The sequence below is a fragment of the Kribbella sp. NPDC023972 genome, from assembly GCF_040639075.1.
In the GTDB taxonomy this organism is placed as follows: Bacteria; Actinomycetota; Actinomycetes; order Propionibacteriales; family Kribbellaceae; genus Kribbella.
In genome coordinates this window covers 85,766-98,571 of record NZ_JBEZZH010000007.1, presented here as the reverse complement: position 1 = coordinate 98,571, position 12,806 = coordinate 85,766, and the positions used below count along the sequence as shown (strand labels likewise).

Sequence of the window (12,806 nt, the reverse complement as noted above, 5' to 3'; positions counted from 1 at the left end):
CGTTGACCTGGGCCGGGCTCGCGCCGTACGCTCGATATCGTTCATTTTAGTGAACGGCGAGGAGACGGTGCGATGCCTGGAGCTGCGACGGCCGACGTGGTTGTCGTCGGCGCCGGCATCGTCGGCGCGGCCTGCGCGGAGGCGCTGACCGCCGCAGGGGTCAAGGTCGTCGTTGTCGACCGTGATGCGGTTGCCGCGGAGACGACGGCCTCCGGTGAGGGCAACGTGCTCGTCTCGGACAAGGAGCCCGGGCCCGAGCTGGAGCTGGCGATCGCGTCGCGCGCCGAGTGGGGCGCCGTACTGGCTCGGCTGCCGGAGCGGGTCGCGGATGTCGAGTGGGAGTCCAAGGGTGGGGTCGTCGTGGCGACGACCGATCCCGGGCCGCTCAAGGCGTTTGCGGCCAAGCAGCAGGCGGCCGGTGTCGATGCGCGGGTGATCACGCCGGCTGAGGTGTTCGAGCTCGAGCCGCTGCTCACGCGTAACGTCACGATCGGGGTCCACTACCCCGATGACGCGCAGCTTCAGCCGGTGCTCGCGGCAACGGCCCTGCTCACCGCCGTACGGGATCGCGGGGGTTCGGTGCGGTCGGGGGTGTCCGCGCTGTCGGTGCGTACCTTCGCGGGGCGGGTGGTGGGTGTTGAGACATCTGCTGGAGAGATCGCTTGTGGTGCGGTGCTGAACGCGTGTGGGCCGTGGGCCGGGGCGTTCGGTAGTGCCGCGGGTGCGCCGATCCAGGTGCTGCCGCGGCGCGGGATGATCCTCGTGACGGCGCCGCTGCCGGAATGCGTCCGGCACAAGGTGTACGACGCGGACTACGTCGGCGCGGTCGGGAGCGGGGACGCCGAGCTGCAGACGTCGACGGTGGTGGAATCGACGCGGGCCGGGACGGTGCTGATCGGGTCCAGCCGTGAGCGGATCGGGTTCGATGACTCGGTTCGGGTGAAGGTGCTGCGGGAGCTCGCGCGGAAGGCGGTCGGGTTGTTCCCGTTCCTGGGTGACGTGCCGGTGATGCGCGCGTACGGCGGATTCCGGCCGTACGCGCCCGACCACCTGCCGGTCATCGGGCCGGACCCGCGACTTGCGGGACTGTGGCACGCCACCGGCCACGAAGGCGCCGGCATCGGCCTGGCCGCCTCCACCGGCCGCCTCATCACCGAACTCTTCCTGGGCCTGACACCCCACGTCACCCCGGATCCGTTCCGCGTTGACCGCCCGGCGGTGCTCGCCTCATGAAGATCACCGTGAACGGCAAACCGGTCGACGCGACACCCGGCCAGACAGTCGCAGCCGTCCTCCTGGCGAACGGCCAACCCTCGTGGCGCACCACCCGCTTCGCCGGACGTCCCCGAGGCGTCTTCTGTGGCATCGGGGCCTGCTACGACTGCCTGGTGGTCGTCAACGGCATCCCCGACATCCGAGCCTGCCAACGCACAATCCACGACGGCGACGCCATCACCACCCAACAAGGCGCGGTCCTGCCGGAGCCGACCGGGCAACCGAACACCCAGGCAGGAACTGCCCGGACAGTGGATGTTGCGGTCGTGGGGGCTGGGCCGGCCGGGATTGCGGCGGCTTTGGCCGCGGCGGATGGTGGGGCTGAGGTGCTGTTGATCGACAGCGCGCGGGCTGTGGGTGGGCAGTTCAATCGGCAGGTGGCGGCGGAGTTCGGGGTGCGCCGGCCTGGGCGGTTCCAGCATGGGTGGAAAGCCTTTGTGGCGAAGCGGGATCGGTTGGCGGCGCATCCCCGGATCACGCGCTTGGCGGAGACGTCTGTTTGGGCGTTCGAGCAGGGGAAGCGGTTGTGGGCGCAGCGGGGGGCGGCTGATGGGGTGGGGCGGGAGGTCTTTGCGATTGACGCCAAGGCAGTCGTCCTTGCGACTGGGGCTTATGATCGCGTACTTCCCTTTCCTGGTTGGGATCTGCCGGGCGTCTACAGCGCGGGGGCGGCGCAGGCGTTGGCCAAGGGGCAGCGGGTCGCGGTGGGGAAGCGAGTGATTGTTGCCGGGACCGGTCCGTTCCTGCTTCCGGTGGCGGAATCCCTCGTCGGCGTTGGCGCCGAAGTCGTCGAGTTGCTCGAGGCGAACACGATCACGACCGTATGCAAGGGCTGGGCAACCGATCCTTTGGTTGCTTCTGGCAAGATTCGTGAGGCGATCGGGTACGGCGCTTTGCTGGCCAGGCAGCGGATTCCGCTCCGGCACGGGTGGACGGTGACCGCGGCCCACGGAGACGGGCGCGTGGAGGCGGTAACGGTCGCGCGGGTGGATGAGGATTGGAGGCCGGTCGCGGGGACCGAGCGCCGAATAGCCGTCGATGCGGTCTGTCTGGGGTTCGGGTTCACGGCTCAGTTGGAGTTGGCGGTGTCGGCTCGGTGTGAGCTGACCACCGGACCCGACGGTGGGCAGGCTGTTGTCGTCGATGCCGACCAGCAGACCAGCACCCCAGCTGTGTTCGCGGCCGGCGAGCTCACCGGAATCGGTGGGGCCGATCTGGCCGCGGCTGAAGGACGAGTCGCTGGTGCTGCCGCTGCTGGGCATACGGCAGCACCGGCGGATTACAAGAAGGTCGTGAAGGGCCGGCGGTTCGCGGCTGCTCTGGCCGCGGCGTACCCGGTGCGGGACGGGTGGCGGAGTTGGAGTAGGCGGGACACTGTGGTGTGCCGGTGTGAGGAAGTGACGCGGGGCGATATCGAAGACGCTGTCGCCGAGCGGGGAGTGTCCGACGGCCGGGCGCTGAAACTCACCAGCCGTGCCGGTCTCGGGCTCTGCCAGGGCCGGGTCTGCGCCCGGACCGTGGCCGAGTTGGCCGGACAGAACGACGTACCCAAACCATCAATGAAACGACCGATCGCCGTGCCAGTCAGGCTGCGGGATCTGGCTGAGGCTGAGGCCACGACCAAGGAGGAGCTGTGACCGAGAAGCTGGACGGCGTCATCGTCGCCACCGCACTGCCGTACGCCGAGGACGCGAAGGCGCCGGCCGGCTTGCGGCCGGACCTGGACAAGTTCGCCGAGCACTGCCGCTGGCTGGTCGACAACGGCTGCCGCGGGGTCGGCCCGAACGGCTCGCTGGGGGAGTACTCGTCGCTGACCGACGACGAGCGCCGGGCCGTGGCCCGGACCGCCATCGAGGCCGTCGGTGACGACGGTGTGGTGGTGGTGGGCGTCCACGGCGCCGGTGCGCACCAGGCGCGCGCCTGGGCCGAGAAGGCGGCCGAGGACGGTGCCGACGGCGTGCTCTGCCTGCCGCCGACCATGTACCGGGCGAACCGCGGCGAGGTGGTGCACCACTTCAGCGAGGTCGCCAAGGCCGGCCTGCCCGTGATGGTCTACAACAACCCGATCGACACCAAGGTCGACCTGACCCCCGACCTGCTCGCCGAGATCGCGCAGATCGAGAACGTCGTCGCGGTGAAGGAGTTCTCCGGGGACGTCCGCCGGATCCTGGAGATCCGCGAACTCGCGCCGGACCTGGCCGTCATCGCCGGCGCCGACGACCTCACCCTGGAAGCGCTGCTGATGGGGGCGACCGGCTGGTTCGCCGGGTTCCCGAACGTGTTCCCGAAGGAGTCGGTCCGTTTGTACGACCTCGCCGTACAAGGCAAGCTGGAGGAGGCGCGGGCGCTGTACGAGCCGCTCGTCGCCGCGTTCCGGTGGGACTCGCGGACCGAGTTCGTCCAGGCGATCAAGTACGGCATGGACTACGTCGGCCGGTACGGCGGCCCCTGTCGTCCGCCGCGGGGACCGCTGGTGCCCGAGCACGTCGCCCAGCTGGAGCAGGACATGAAGAAGGCAGTGGAGAGTTTGCGATGAGGTCCGTCCGGACGATCACCGCGATCGACTCGCACACCGAGGGGATGCCGACCCGCGTCGTCACCGGCGGCGTCGGCGTCATCCCCGGTGCGACGATGGCCGAGCGGCGCGAGTACTTCGTCAAGCACCTGGACGACCTGCGGCTGTTCCTGATGAACGAGCCGCGCGGCCACTCGGCGATGAGCGGCGCGATCCTGCAGCCGCCGACCCGGTCCGACGCCGACTGGGGCGTGCTGTACGTCGAGGTGTCCGGCTGCCTGCCGATGTGCGGTCACGGCACCATCGGTGTCGCCACCGTGCTGGTCGAGTCGGGCATGGTCGAGGTGACCGAGCCGACCACGGTGGTCCGGCTGGACACTCCGGCCGGCCTGGTCGTGGTGGACGTTGCCGTGAGCAACGGTCGGGCCGAGCACGTGACGCTGCAGAACGTCCCGGCGTACAGTCATGCCCTCGACGCGACCGTTGACGTACCCGGCCTCGGTACGGTCACGTACGACCTGGCGTACGGCGGCAACTTCTACGCGATCCTGCCGCTGGAGCAGCTCGGCATCCCGTTCGACCGGGCCGAGAAGGACCGGATCCTGGCGGCCGGCCTGGACATCATGGCCGCGATCAATGCCACCGACCGGCCGGTGCACCCGCTGGACCCGGGCATCCACAGCTGCAAGCACGTCCAGTTCACGGCTTCCGGGCAGAACGGCAGCCACTCCCGCAACGCGATGGCGATCCACCCGGGCTGGTTCGACCGGTCGCCGTGTGGCACCGGGACGTGCGCCCGGATGGCTCAGTTGCACGCCCGCGGTGAGCTCGCGCTGAACACCGACTTCGTCAACGAGTCCTTCATCGGTACGACGTTCACCGGCCGGCTCCTCGAGGAGACCATGGTCGGCGACCGGCCTGGCGTCGTACCGACGGTGCGTGGACGGGCGTGGATCACCGGGATGGGGCAGTACCTGCTCGACCCCGACGACCCGTTCCCGGCCGGCTTCGTGCTGTGATCAGCGGTTGAGCTTGGACTTCCAGTCCGCGGGGACGTTGCCGCCCGGCACCGGCTGGTCCTCGGGGCGGGAGTCCGGTGGGGCGAGGGCCGGGCCGTCGTAGTACTGCGACTCGCCGTAGTGCCAGAACCAGTCCTCGCCCGGCTCGAAGCTCTGCACGATCTGGTGGCCACTCTCCCGGGCGTGCGCGGAGGCGTGCTGCGCCGGCGACGAGTCGCAGCACCCGACGTGCCCGCACTGCGCACACCGCCGAAGGTGGAACCACCACCCGCCGACCTCCAGACAATCCCCACACCCGGTCCCACTCGGCGGAACCGTACTGTCAATCCCCGGTGTCGTCATGCCCGCCATCCTCGCCTGCTCCCCGCCCCCCGACAAGCAACCCGGCAGTCGACCCACGCGCCGCCAGGCCGCCCCGTCGCGTGGGCTGGCCGCGGGCGGTGACTCTCAGTGGCAGTGGTGCTTGCCGCCGGCGGGCTCGGTGGCTCCCAGGTCGTCGTCACGGCCGGCGTGGAGGCGTGACCACTGCGAGGTGGGTCGGCCGTCGAGCCGGAACTGGTCGCCGTCGGTCCGGAAGCCCTGCGGCCAGCCTTCCGGCGAGTCCTCCCAGTTCTCCTGCCGGCCATAGACGGTCATGTCGAGCAGGCCGTACGACGGCGCCATCGCCTCACAGCCCCGCCCGGTAGTCCAGTAGGTCTCGAACACCCGGTCGCCCTGGCGCAAGTAGCACGCCTTCATCCCAAATGCGCGCCCGGCGACGAGGGAGTTGAGCGACTCAGCGGGCACTGAGTACCAGGGGGCCTGCCAGCCCATGAAGTCGCGGTAGCGCGACGACTCCTCGAACGGCCCCTGGCAGAAGACCGCGAACGTGACGTCCCGCGAGTGCAGGTAGGACAGTTCGAGCACCTGGCCGGTGAAGAACGTGCAGCCCTCGCACTGATCGGCGGCCGGCCTGCCGGTGTGCCACATGTGGTACGACGCGAACAGCTGGGACCTCCCCTCGAAGGCGTCGAGCAGGGGCACCGGGCCGTCGGCACCGACCAGCTGGGTGGTCGGGTCGACCTCGACCATCGGCAGCCGTCGGCGGGCCGCGGCGATCGCGTCGCCCTCACGCGTGTGCGCCTTCTCGCGAAGCCGGAGTTCGTCGAGTTGCTGCTGCCAGGTCTCGCGGTCGGTGAGCTGGGGTGCCGCTGGCGTGGACAAGGGGTTCCTCCTCAAGTTGAATGCTATGAGGCTAATAGTGACTGCTATGATCTAGCAAGTACGAGAGGGAGGTGTTCCATGCCGGTCCAGCGTGGTTATCGGCAGGCCTGCGGCATCGCGCGCGGCCTCGACATCGTGGGGGAGCGGTGGTCGCTGCTCGTGGTGCGCGAGCTGCTGCTCGGGCCGAAACGGTTCACCGAACTCCAGCAGGCGCTCCCGACCGCCAGCCCGAACGCGCTGTCCGACCGGCTGCGCGAGCTGGCCGACGCGGGCGTCGTACGCCGTCGGCAGCTGCCTTCGCCAGGCAATGTGCGGGTCTATGAGCTGACCACGTGGGGTCGAGGCCTCGAGCCGATCGTGGTCGCGCTCGGCACCTGGGCGCTGGCCGCGCCGCCGACCGCGGAGCAGCGCTTCGTGAGTGTGGACAGCGCCATGCTGACCATCCGCACTTTCTTCGAGCCGACTCCGGAGCAGCCCGAGGCGACGCTCCGGGTCGAACTACGCGACCACGGTCCTGCCGGCGTGTTCGGCGTACGCCTCACGTCGTCCGAAGCCGAGGTTGCCCACGAGCCGCCCGAAGAACCGGACGCGGCCCTGGTCACCACGACGGATGCCCTGCTCGCCGCCTTTGGTGGTGACGACCTGACCGGGCTGGTAGCGGGTGACGCCGTGATCGCCGGCGATTCCGAGGTCGTACGCCGTCTCGTCGCGAACGTGCGCATCCGGCCCTCCGCAGATCGGCACTAGCCGCACCACAGGCTTGACCAGCACCCCGCGAGGGCCGCCCGCCTTCCCGACATCGGCCTACGTGACCCGCCACGCCCCCGTGTCGCGCGGTCCTCTCCGGACTCGGTGACACGGGGGGCGGTGGCGCGGTGGCGTGGGTTGAGGTGTCGTCAGGCGTCGAGGGCTTTGGTGATTTTGCGGACCATCTCGGTCACGGGTGGGCTGGGCTCGCCGCGGTGGGTGCCGGCGGCGGCTTCGACGGCGATGAGGACGGTGTTGCGAAGTTGTCGGCCTCGGCCGGATCCTGCTTCCTGAGCAGGACCACGGATTCCGTCAGGGCCGGCAGCACCTGGTCGGCGAGGGCGGCTCCGGACTTGCTGTTCAGCTTCACGTCCTTCGTCTTCTCGGCGAGCACGTGCCCGACCGGGCCGGTCGCGGAGGCCAGGGCGAGCGTGCCCTCGGTGGCGACCTTGTGGGGCGAGCCGGCGACACCGGCGTACGACATCAGCGTGACGGCGCCGAACGCGGCGGTGCGGAGGGTGCTCTTGTCCTGGTCGGAAAGGGTGATGGACATGGTGGTGTACTCCTTGAATCTGTTGTGGGATCGAGGTGTGGGGATTCAGGCGTGAGTCGCCCGGTCGACGACGTCGCGGATCGCCTGGACCACGGCGTCGGCGCGATCAGCGATCAGCCGGGTGTGGTCGGTGTCGGAGAGGACGCGCTGTTCCCCGTGCGAGACCGAGCTCACCAGGGCCGCGTCCAACTTCGTCTTGCCGTCATGCACCTTCTGCAACGTCTCCTCCGACATCAGCGCCTGCTGGCCGGGGTCGACGCCCAGCGGGGTGAGCGCGATCACCGGGACGTCAGGGAGGTTCGGCCCGGCCCGCAGTTCGTCGGCAAGCGGGACCAGGGTGCCGCGTTCGGCCATACCGACGTGGATCCAGGTGTCACTCACGTGGTAGTCGACCAGCGCGTCCCGCACGTGCTCCGGGCAGTCCGCGAACATCTCGGCCACCATGTCGCGCATGAACGGCACGGCCTGCTGGAGCTGCTCCCGCGTCGGTACCATCTGCTCGCCCGCGGCCAGACTCGCCTCGGGAGGCATGAAGTCGTCCCAGTTGCCGTGGAAGGCGTCCAGCCAGACCAGCCCGGCCACCTCCTGCGGGTACAGCTGCGCGAACCGATGCGCGTAGGCCCCGCCGAGGGAGTGCGCCACCAGAACGTACGGGCCGGCGATGTTCTGGGCGTGGAGTAGCTCGTGCAGCTCCGTGGCGACTGCCTCAGCGGTGCGCGGCAGCGGGAGCGGATCGCTGTAGCCGGTGCCGCCGCGGTCGTACACCACAGCGGTGGTGAACTGCGAAACCTGTTGCTGGAGACCGTAGTAGTCCAGGCCGACGGCGCTGGCGCCCGGCAGGAACACGACGGCCGGCCCGCCGCTGCCCGACCGGTGCACGAAGATCCGGCGCCCGTCGATCTCCTGGAACCCTCCGAGCGGAGGAGTGAGTCGAGTTGAGGAAGTCTTGTTTTCTGTCATGCCCCGACTATCAACGTCCGGCCTGACACCGCCCCGCCGCCGCCCTGACACGCCCACTGACACCGCGTGGACCGGCTGGCGTCAGGGGGTGAGGCGGAGGGGTTGGCCAGGGCGGAGTTGGGCGCAGGTGTTGATGTCGTCGGTGGTGAGGTAGGCGATGACCGGGTAGCCGCCGGTGACCGGGTGGTCGGCGAGGAAGATGACGGGCAGGCCGGAGGGTGGGATCTGGATGGCACCCAGGGCCATGCCTTCACTGGCCAGTTCGCCTTCGCGGGCGCGTTCGAGCGGTTCGCCGTCGAGACGTACGCCGACCCGGTTGCTGTTGCTGCTGACGACGTACGACTGGGTGATGAGGGACTGCCAGCCGGCATCGGTGAACCAGTCCCGCCGGGGCCCCGGAGTCACGCGTACGACGACCTCGCCGCCGGGCGGGTTCGCGACGGGGGCGAGATCGACGCCGGGCATCGGGCCGTACTCGCAGCCGACGGGGAGGGTCTGGCCGGAGCTCAACGGGGCAGGACCGAGACCGGACAACAAGTCCGTCGAGCGCGATCCGAGCACGGCGGGCACAGCCAGGCCGCCGCGGACGGCCACGTACGTGCGCAGGCCGGTCCGCGGCGGGCCGAACTCGAGCACCTGGCCGGACTTGACCACGGTCGGCGCGTTGAGCGGTACGCCGGAGCAGGGCGCGCCGGTGATGGCGAGGACGAGGTCGGTGTCGGCGTGCAGGACGAGTCCGCCGAAGGTGACCTCGATCGTCGCCGCTCCCGGCAGGTTGCCGACCAGGCGGTTGGCCAGCGCGTACGACGTACGGTCGCAGGCGCCGGACGCGGGGATCCCGAGGGACGCCTGGCCGATCCGGCCGCCGTCCTGGATTGTTGCCAAAGGCCCCGATTCGAGGACGGTGAGGCTGCTCATCCACGACCCGCGTCGACGAACCGCACCGGGCGCCCCGGATGGAACAAGGCAGCCGGCTCCCGCTCCTGATCGAAGATCTTCAGCTCCGTCCGCCCGATCAACTGCCACCCGCCCGGAGACTCCCGCGGATAGACCCCACTGAACTCACCCGCCAGCGCCACGGCGCCGGCCGGAACCTTGGTCCTGGGCGACTTCCGCCGTGGAATGTCCCAGCTCCCGGCGCCGGTGAGATAACCGAACCCGGGCGCGAAGCCGCAGAAGGCCACCGTCCATTCATCGAGCGTGTGTCGCTGGATCAGCTCGGGGACGGTGCAGCCCAGCAGATCGGCGACGTCCTGGAGGTCTTCGCCGTCATAGGTCACCGGGATCTCGAGCAGGTCGCCGGCGGTGCGCGTGCCGGCGCGCGGCTCGACCGCCTGCAGGGCTCGTGACAAGTCGCCCAGGCTGCCCGTGGTCGTGATCATGACGGTGCGGGCAGCCGGGACGATGTCCACGACATTCTCAGGAGGGTCGGCGGACAGGGCGGTGTAGTAGCCGAGGACCTGGTCAAGGTCGTCGAGCTCGACCAGGAGGGCGTGGTCGCCGGAGGGCAGGATCCGCATCACCGGCTGAACGGGCTCAGCGTGACGCCCGCCCCTTCCAGCGCGGACCGGACCCGGCGCGCGATCTCGACCGCCCCCGGCGTGTCGCCGTGCACGCAGATCGACGCGGGCTCGACCTTCAACGTCCCACCCGCACTGTCCCGAATCGGCGCGCCGGTCGCCATCGCCGTACACCTCGCCGCGATCTCGTCCGCGTCGTGCAGCACCGACCCGGCCTCCCGGCGGGACACCAGCGTCCCCAACGGTGTGTACGCACGGTCGGCAAAAGCCTCGTGTACGACGGTCAGCCCGGCGTCAGCCGCGAGCCGCAGCCAAGCGGACCCGGGCAACCCGAGCACCGGCAGTGAACGGTCGTAGTCGAGGACCGCACCGACCACGGCCGCGGCCTGCTCCTCGTGATGCCCGATCGTGTTGTAGAGCGCGCCGTGCGGCTTCACGTACCGGACGCGGTCGCCGGCAAGCCGGGCGAACGCGTCCAGGGCGCCGATTTGATAGACGACCTCGTCGCGCAGGGCGGCCGGCTCGATGTCGACGAACCGGCGGCCGAACCCGGCCTTGTCGGCGTACCCGACGTGCGCCCCGATCGCCACCCCGCGTTCGACCGCCTGGCCGGTCACCCGGCGCATGATGGACGGGTCGCCGGCGTGGAAACCGCAGGCCACGTTGGCGCTGGTGACGACGTCCAGCAGCGCGCTGTCGTCACCCATCGGCCAGGATCCGAAGCCCTCGCCCAGATCCGCGTTGAGGTCCATGAACACTCCTACAACCTAGAGCAATGAGAACACGGGTTTGACCGACCGGACGGCCAGATACACGGTCAGCAGCCATGCCGCGCCGCCCAGCACGAGCAGTGGCCGCGGATAGCGGTAGCCGCGCAGCAGGTCGGCCCGCTGCCACGCCACCCACAGCAGTACCCCGATCCCCAGCGGTAGCAGCAGTCCGTTGACTGCTCCCGCGAACACGAGCAGCTTCGCAGGCGCCGTACCGATGGACAGTTGGATCACCGTGCTGACCGCGATGAACAGCACGACCAGCGTCGTCCTGGTCCCGTCCGGGGTCTTCGTCCGCGAGGTGACGAAGGTGACGGTCGTGTACGCCGCCCCGATCACACCGGCGATCGCGGCCGCCCACAACAGCAGCCCGAAGGCCCGCAGGCCGAACTCACCGGCCGTGTGCCGGAAGGCCGACGCGGCCGGGTTCGAGTGGTCGAGCGTCGCGCCGCCGGCGATGACGCCGAGGATCGCGAGAAACAGTACGGCGCGCAGCAGCCCGGTGATCAGGATCGCGGCGACCGAGGCCCGGCTGATCTCCCGGACGTACCGCGGCCCACTCACTCCCGAATCGAGCAGCCGGTGCACACCGGCGTACATGACGTAGCCGCCGAGTGTGCCGCCGATCAGGGTGGTGATGACGAGGAAGTCGGCCTGCTCGGGCAGTACGACGTTCCGCAGCGCCCGGCCAACCGGTGGGCCGGAGACGACAGTCAGCCAGCCCACGATGATCAGCATCACCCCACCGAGCACCACGACCACCCGGTCGAGTGCGAAGCCGGTCTGCCTCGCCAAGAAGATGCCGATGGCAACCACTGCGGAGAGCGCGCCGCCGAGCCGTGGGTCCAGGCCGAACATCGCGTTCGTGCCCAGCCCGGCACCGGCCAGGTTGCCGACAGTGAACACCAGCCCGCCGGCGAACAGCAGAGCGGCCATCGCCGTACCGAGTCTTGGGGCGACCAGGTTGCCCAGCTCCTGCGCCCTGCGGCCGGAGACGCCGATCACTCGCCACACGTTCAGCTGGACCGCGAGGTCGACCAGGACCGAGGCGACGACGGCGAAGGCGAACGCCGCACCGAGTGACACCGTGAACAGCGCGGTCTGGGTGATGACCGCGGGGCCGATCGCGGAGGTCGCCATCAGGAACACGGCGCCGATCAGCGTCGACCGGGTCCCGGCCTTCATCGCGCTGTCCGGCGTCTTCCGCCCGGCCGCGGGGGTGAGCCGGCGGGCATAGGGATTGGTACGGCGGGCGACCGGCTTGCTGGTGGGTCGCCGGGTCGGGGGCTTACCTGGCTTGGCGGTGCGGACGGACATGGCGGTGGCTCCTGATCGGGTGGATTGCTGTCGGGATGGTCTCCATGGCTGTGAGTGATGACTGATGACCACGAGAGTAGAGATTGTTCAACAATCCTGCAAGAGTCTTGTTCTACTAAACTTCCCCTGAACACCTCGAGTGGGCGATGATGCGGTCATGAGCACGAGTGAGGTGGACGAAGGTCGGCAGGCGTGGTTGCGGACGGTCGCCGCCGACGTTGCGCGGCTGGACCGCAGCAGCTCCGCCGAGCGGGCCGCCGACATCCTGCGCCGCAGCATCACCGAGGGTGCGCTGCCGCCGGGTGCTCAGCTCTCCGAGATCGAGCTGACCGAGGTGCTGGAAGTCAGCCGGAACACGTTGCGTGAGGCGTTCCGGCTGCTCACCCACGAAGGGCTGCTCGTCTACAAGCTGCACCGCGGTGTGTTCGTGCCGGAGCTGGACGAGCGAGACGTGGTCGACCTGTACCGGCTCCGCCGGGTGCTCGAGGTGGACGTCGTACGCGGTCTGGCCGATCGTGACCCGGAGTTGCCGGCCGGCCGGCTCGAGCCGCTGCAGGACGATGTCGAGGCGGCCGAGGCGGCCGCGCTCGCCGACCGCTGGGCCGCGGTCGGTACGGCGAACATGCGCTTCCACCAGCACCTGATCGGTCTGGCCGACAGCGCCCGGATGGACGCGATGACCGGCCGGCTGCTGGCGGAGTTGCGGCTTCTCTTCCACGTGATCGCGACGCCGCAGGAGCTGCACGAGCCGTACATCGCCCGCAACCGGGGGTTGTTCGAGTTGCTCGAGGCCCGCAAGTACGAACAGGCAGCGGCCGACCTCCACCAGTACCTTCTCGACTCCGAGCAAGGCCTGCTGGAGGCGTTTCGCGCCAGGTGATCCACGACTTTCGATAAGGGGTTGCGCGGCCCTGCTCTCACCTGAGT

Annotated in this window: 14 protein-coding genes; 6 read left to right on the top strand and 8 right to left on the bottom strand. The window is 69.7% G+C overall.

Translation table 11 applies throughout. The features are described from left to right. The first annotated feature begins 72 nt into the window (after positions 1-72). The 4 genes from AB0F43_RS26660 to AB0F43_RS26645 are packed head-to-tail and all read left to right on the top strand — an operon-like array spanning position 73 to position 4,809. Positions 73-1,233: an FAD-binding oxidoreductase gene (locus AB0F43_RS26660; RefSeq protein WP_360482339.1), complete on the top strand. Its 1,161-nt coding sequence runs from the start codon at positions 73-75 to the stop codon at positions 1,231-1,233. Beyond that, complete coding sequence (locus tag AB0F43_RS26655) at positions 1,230-2,912, top strand: FAD-dependent oxidoreductase (RefSeq protein ID WP_360482336.1); 1,683 nt, start codon at positions 1,230-1,232, stop codon at positions 2,910-2,912. The genes AB0F43_RS26660 and AB0F43_RS26655 overlap by 4 nt, the downstream gene beginning before the upstream one ends. Beyond that, positions 2,909-3,811 (top strand): dihydrodipicolinate synthase family protein, encoded by a 903-nt coding sequence (locus AB0F43_RS26650; RefSeq protein WP_360482333.1) that lies wholly within the window; start codon positions 2,909-2,911, stop codon positions 3,809-3,811. The genes AB0F43_RS26655 and AB0F43_RS26650 overlap by 4 nt, the downstream gene beginning before the upstream one ends. Further along, the gene (locus AB0F43_RS26645) at positions 3,808-4,809 is read left to right on the top strand and encodes a proline racemase family protein (protein ID WP_360482330.1); all 1,002 of its coding nucleotides are present in this window, start codon (positions 3,808-3,810) and stop codon (positions 4,807-4,809) included. Before AB0F43_RS26650 ends, AB0F43_RS26645 begins: the two co-directional genes overlap by 4 nt. On the opposite strand, the gene AB0F43_RS26640 is transcribed toward AB0F43_RS26645, so the two are convergent. Together AB0F43_RS26640 and AB0F43_RS26635 are read right to left on the bottom strand one after the other, a co-directional pair. Beyond that, the gene (locus tag AB0F43_RS26640) at positions 4,810-5,151 is read right to left on the bottom strand and encodes a UBP-type zinc finger domain-containing protein (protein ID WP_360482327.1); all 342 of its coding nucleotides are present in this window, start codon (positions 5,149-5,151) and stop codon (positions 4,810-4,812) included. Positions 5,152-5,256: 105 nt separating this feature from the next. Next, entirely contained in the window at positions 5,257-6,012 is a 756-nt protein-coding gene (locus tag AB0F43_RS26635; protein ID WP_360482324.1) for a DUF899 family protein, read from the bottom strand. A 78-nt stretch (positions 6,013-6,090) separates the two neighbouring features. Between AB0F43_RS26635 and AB0F43_RS26630 the strand changes: the two genes are divergently transcribed. Then, a complete protein-coding gene (locus tag AB0F43_RS26630; RefSeq protein ID WP_360482321.1) occupies positions 6,091-6,759 on the top strand; it encodes a helix-turn-helix domain-containing protein in 669 nt (222 codons plus the stop codon). A 190-nt stretch (positions 6,760-6,949) separates the two neighbouring features. Here AB0F43_RS26630 and AB0F43_RS26625 read toward each other — a convergent pair whose 3' ends face one another. From AB0F43_RS26625 to AB0F43_RS26600, 6 genes are all read right to left on the bottom strand, one after another. Beyond that, a complete protein-coding gene (locus tag AB0F43_RS26625; protein ID WP_360482318.1) occupies positions 6,950-7,312 on the bottom strand; it encodes a hypothetical protein in 363 nt (120 codons plus the stop codon). 45 nt (positions 7,313-7,357) lie between these two features. Beyond that, a complete protein-coding gene (locus AB0F43_RS26620; protein WP_360482315.1) occupies positions 7,358-8,272 on the bottom strand; it encodes an alpha/beta hydrolase in 915 nt (304 codons plus the stop codon). Positions 8,273-8,353: 81 nt separating this feature from the next. Continuing rightward, positions 8,354-9,190, bottom strand: a complete 837-nt coding sequence (locus tag AB0F43_RS26615; RefSeq protein ID WP_360482312.1) for a biotin-dependent carboxyltransferase family protein — start codon at positions 9,188-9,190, stop codon at positions 8,354-8,356. Next, positions 9,187-9,792, bottom strand: coding sequence for an allophanate hydrolase subunit 1 (locus tag AB0F43_RS26610; RefSeq protein ID WP_360482309.1), 606 nt, complete (start codon positions 9,790-9,792; stop codon positions 9,187-9,189). The genes AB0F43_RS26615 and AB0F43_RS26610 overlap by 4 nt, the downstream gene beginning before the upstream one ends. Next, positions 9,792-10,544 (bottom strand): 5-oxoprolinase subunit PxpA, encoded by a 753-nt coding sequence (locus tag AB0F43_RS26605; protein ID WP_360482306.1) that lies wholly within the window; start codon positions 10,542-10,544, stop codon positions 9,792-9,794. The genes AB0F43_RS26610 and AB0F43_RS26605 overlap by 1 nt, the downstream gene beginning before the upstream one ends. Positions 10,545-10,559: 15 nt before the next feature. Further along, complete coding sequence (locus AB0F43_RS26600; RefSeq protein WP_360482303.1) at positions 10,560-11,879, bottom strand: divalent metal cation transporter; 1,320 nt, start codon at positions 11,877-11,879, stop codon at positions 10,560-10,562. A 157-nt stretch (positions 11,880-12,036) separates the two neighbouring features. Here AB0F43_RS26600 and AB0F43_RS26595 point away from each other — a divergent pair, with 157 nt between their 5' ends. Then, positions 12,037-12,759, top strand: coding sequence for a GntR family transcriptional regulator (locus tag AB0F43_RS26595; protein WP_360482299.1), 723 nt, complete (start codon positions 12,037-12,039; stop codon positions 12,757-12,759). Positions 12,760-12,806: the final 47 nt, after the last annotated feature.

Coding starts and splice junctions, on each gene's coding strand:
- AB0F43_RS26660 (WP_360482339.1), top strand. CDS start 73: ATGCCTGGAGCTGCGACGGCCGACGTGGTTGTCGTCGGCGCCGGCATC.
- AB0F43_RS26655 (WP_360482336.1), top strand. CDS start 1,230: ATGAAGATCACCGTGAACGGCAAACCGGTCGACGCGACACCCGGCCAG.
- AB0F43_RS26645 (WP_360482330.1), top strand. CDS start 3,808: ATGAGGTCCGTCCGGACGATCACCGCGATCGACTCGCACACCGAGGGG.
- AB0F43_RS26640 (WP_360482327.1), bottom strand. CDS start 5,151: ATGACGACACCGGGGATTGACAGTACGGTTCCGCCGAGTGGGACCGGG.
- AB0F43_RS26630 (WP_360482321.1), top strand. CDS start 6,091: ATGCCGGTCCAGCGTGGTTATCGGCAGGCCTGCGGCATCGCGCGCGGC.
- AB0F43_RS26625 (WP_360482318.1), bottom strand. CDS start 7,312: ATGTCCATCACCCTTTCCGACCAGGACAAGAGCACCCTCCGCACCGCC.
- AB0F43_RS26620 (WP_360482315.1), bottom strand. CDS start 8,272: ATGACAGAAAACAAGACTTCCTCAACTCGACTCACTCCTCCGCTCGGA.
- AB0F43_RS26615 (WP_360482312.1), bottom strand. CDS start 9,190: ATGAGCAGCCTCACCGTCCTCGAATCGGGGCCTTTGGCAACAATCCAG.
- AB0F43_RS26610 (WP_360482309.1), bottom strand. CDS start 9,792: ATGCGGATCCTGCCCTCCGGCGACCACGCCCTCCTGGTCGAGCTCGAC.
- AB0F43_RS26605 (WP_360482306.1), bottom strand. CDS start 10,544: ATGGACCTCAACGCGGATCTGGGCGAGGGCTTCGGATCCTGGCCGATG.
- AB0F43_RS26600 (WP_360482303.1), bottom strand. CDS start 11,879: ATGTCCGTCCGCACCGCCAAGCCAGGTAAGCCCCCGACCCGGCGACCC.
- AB0F43_RS26595 (WP_360482299.1), top strand. CDS start 12,037: ATGAGCACGAGTGAGGTGGACGAAGGTCGGCAGGCGTGGTTGCGGACG.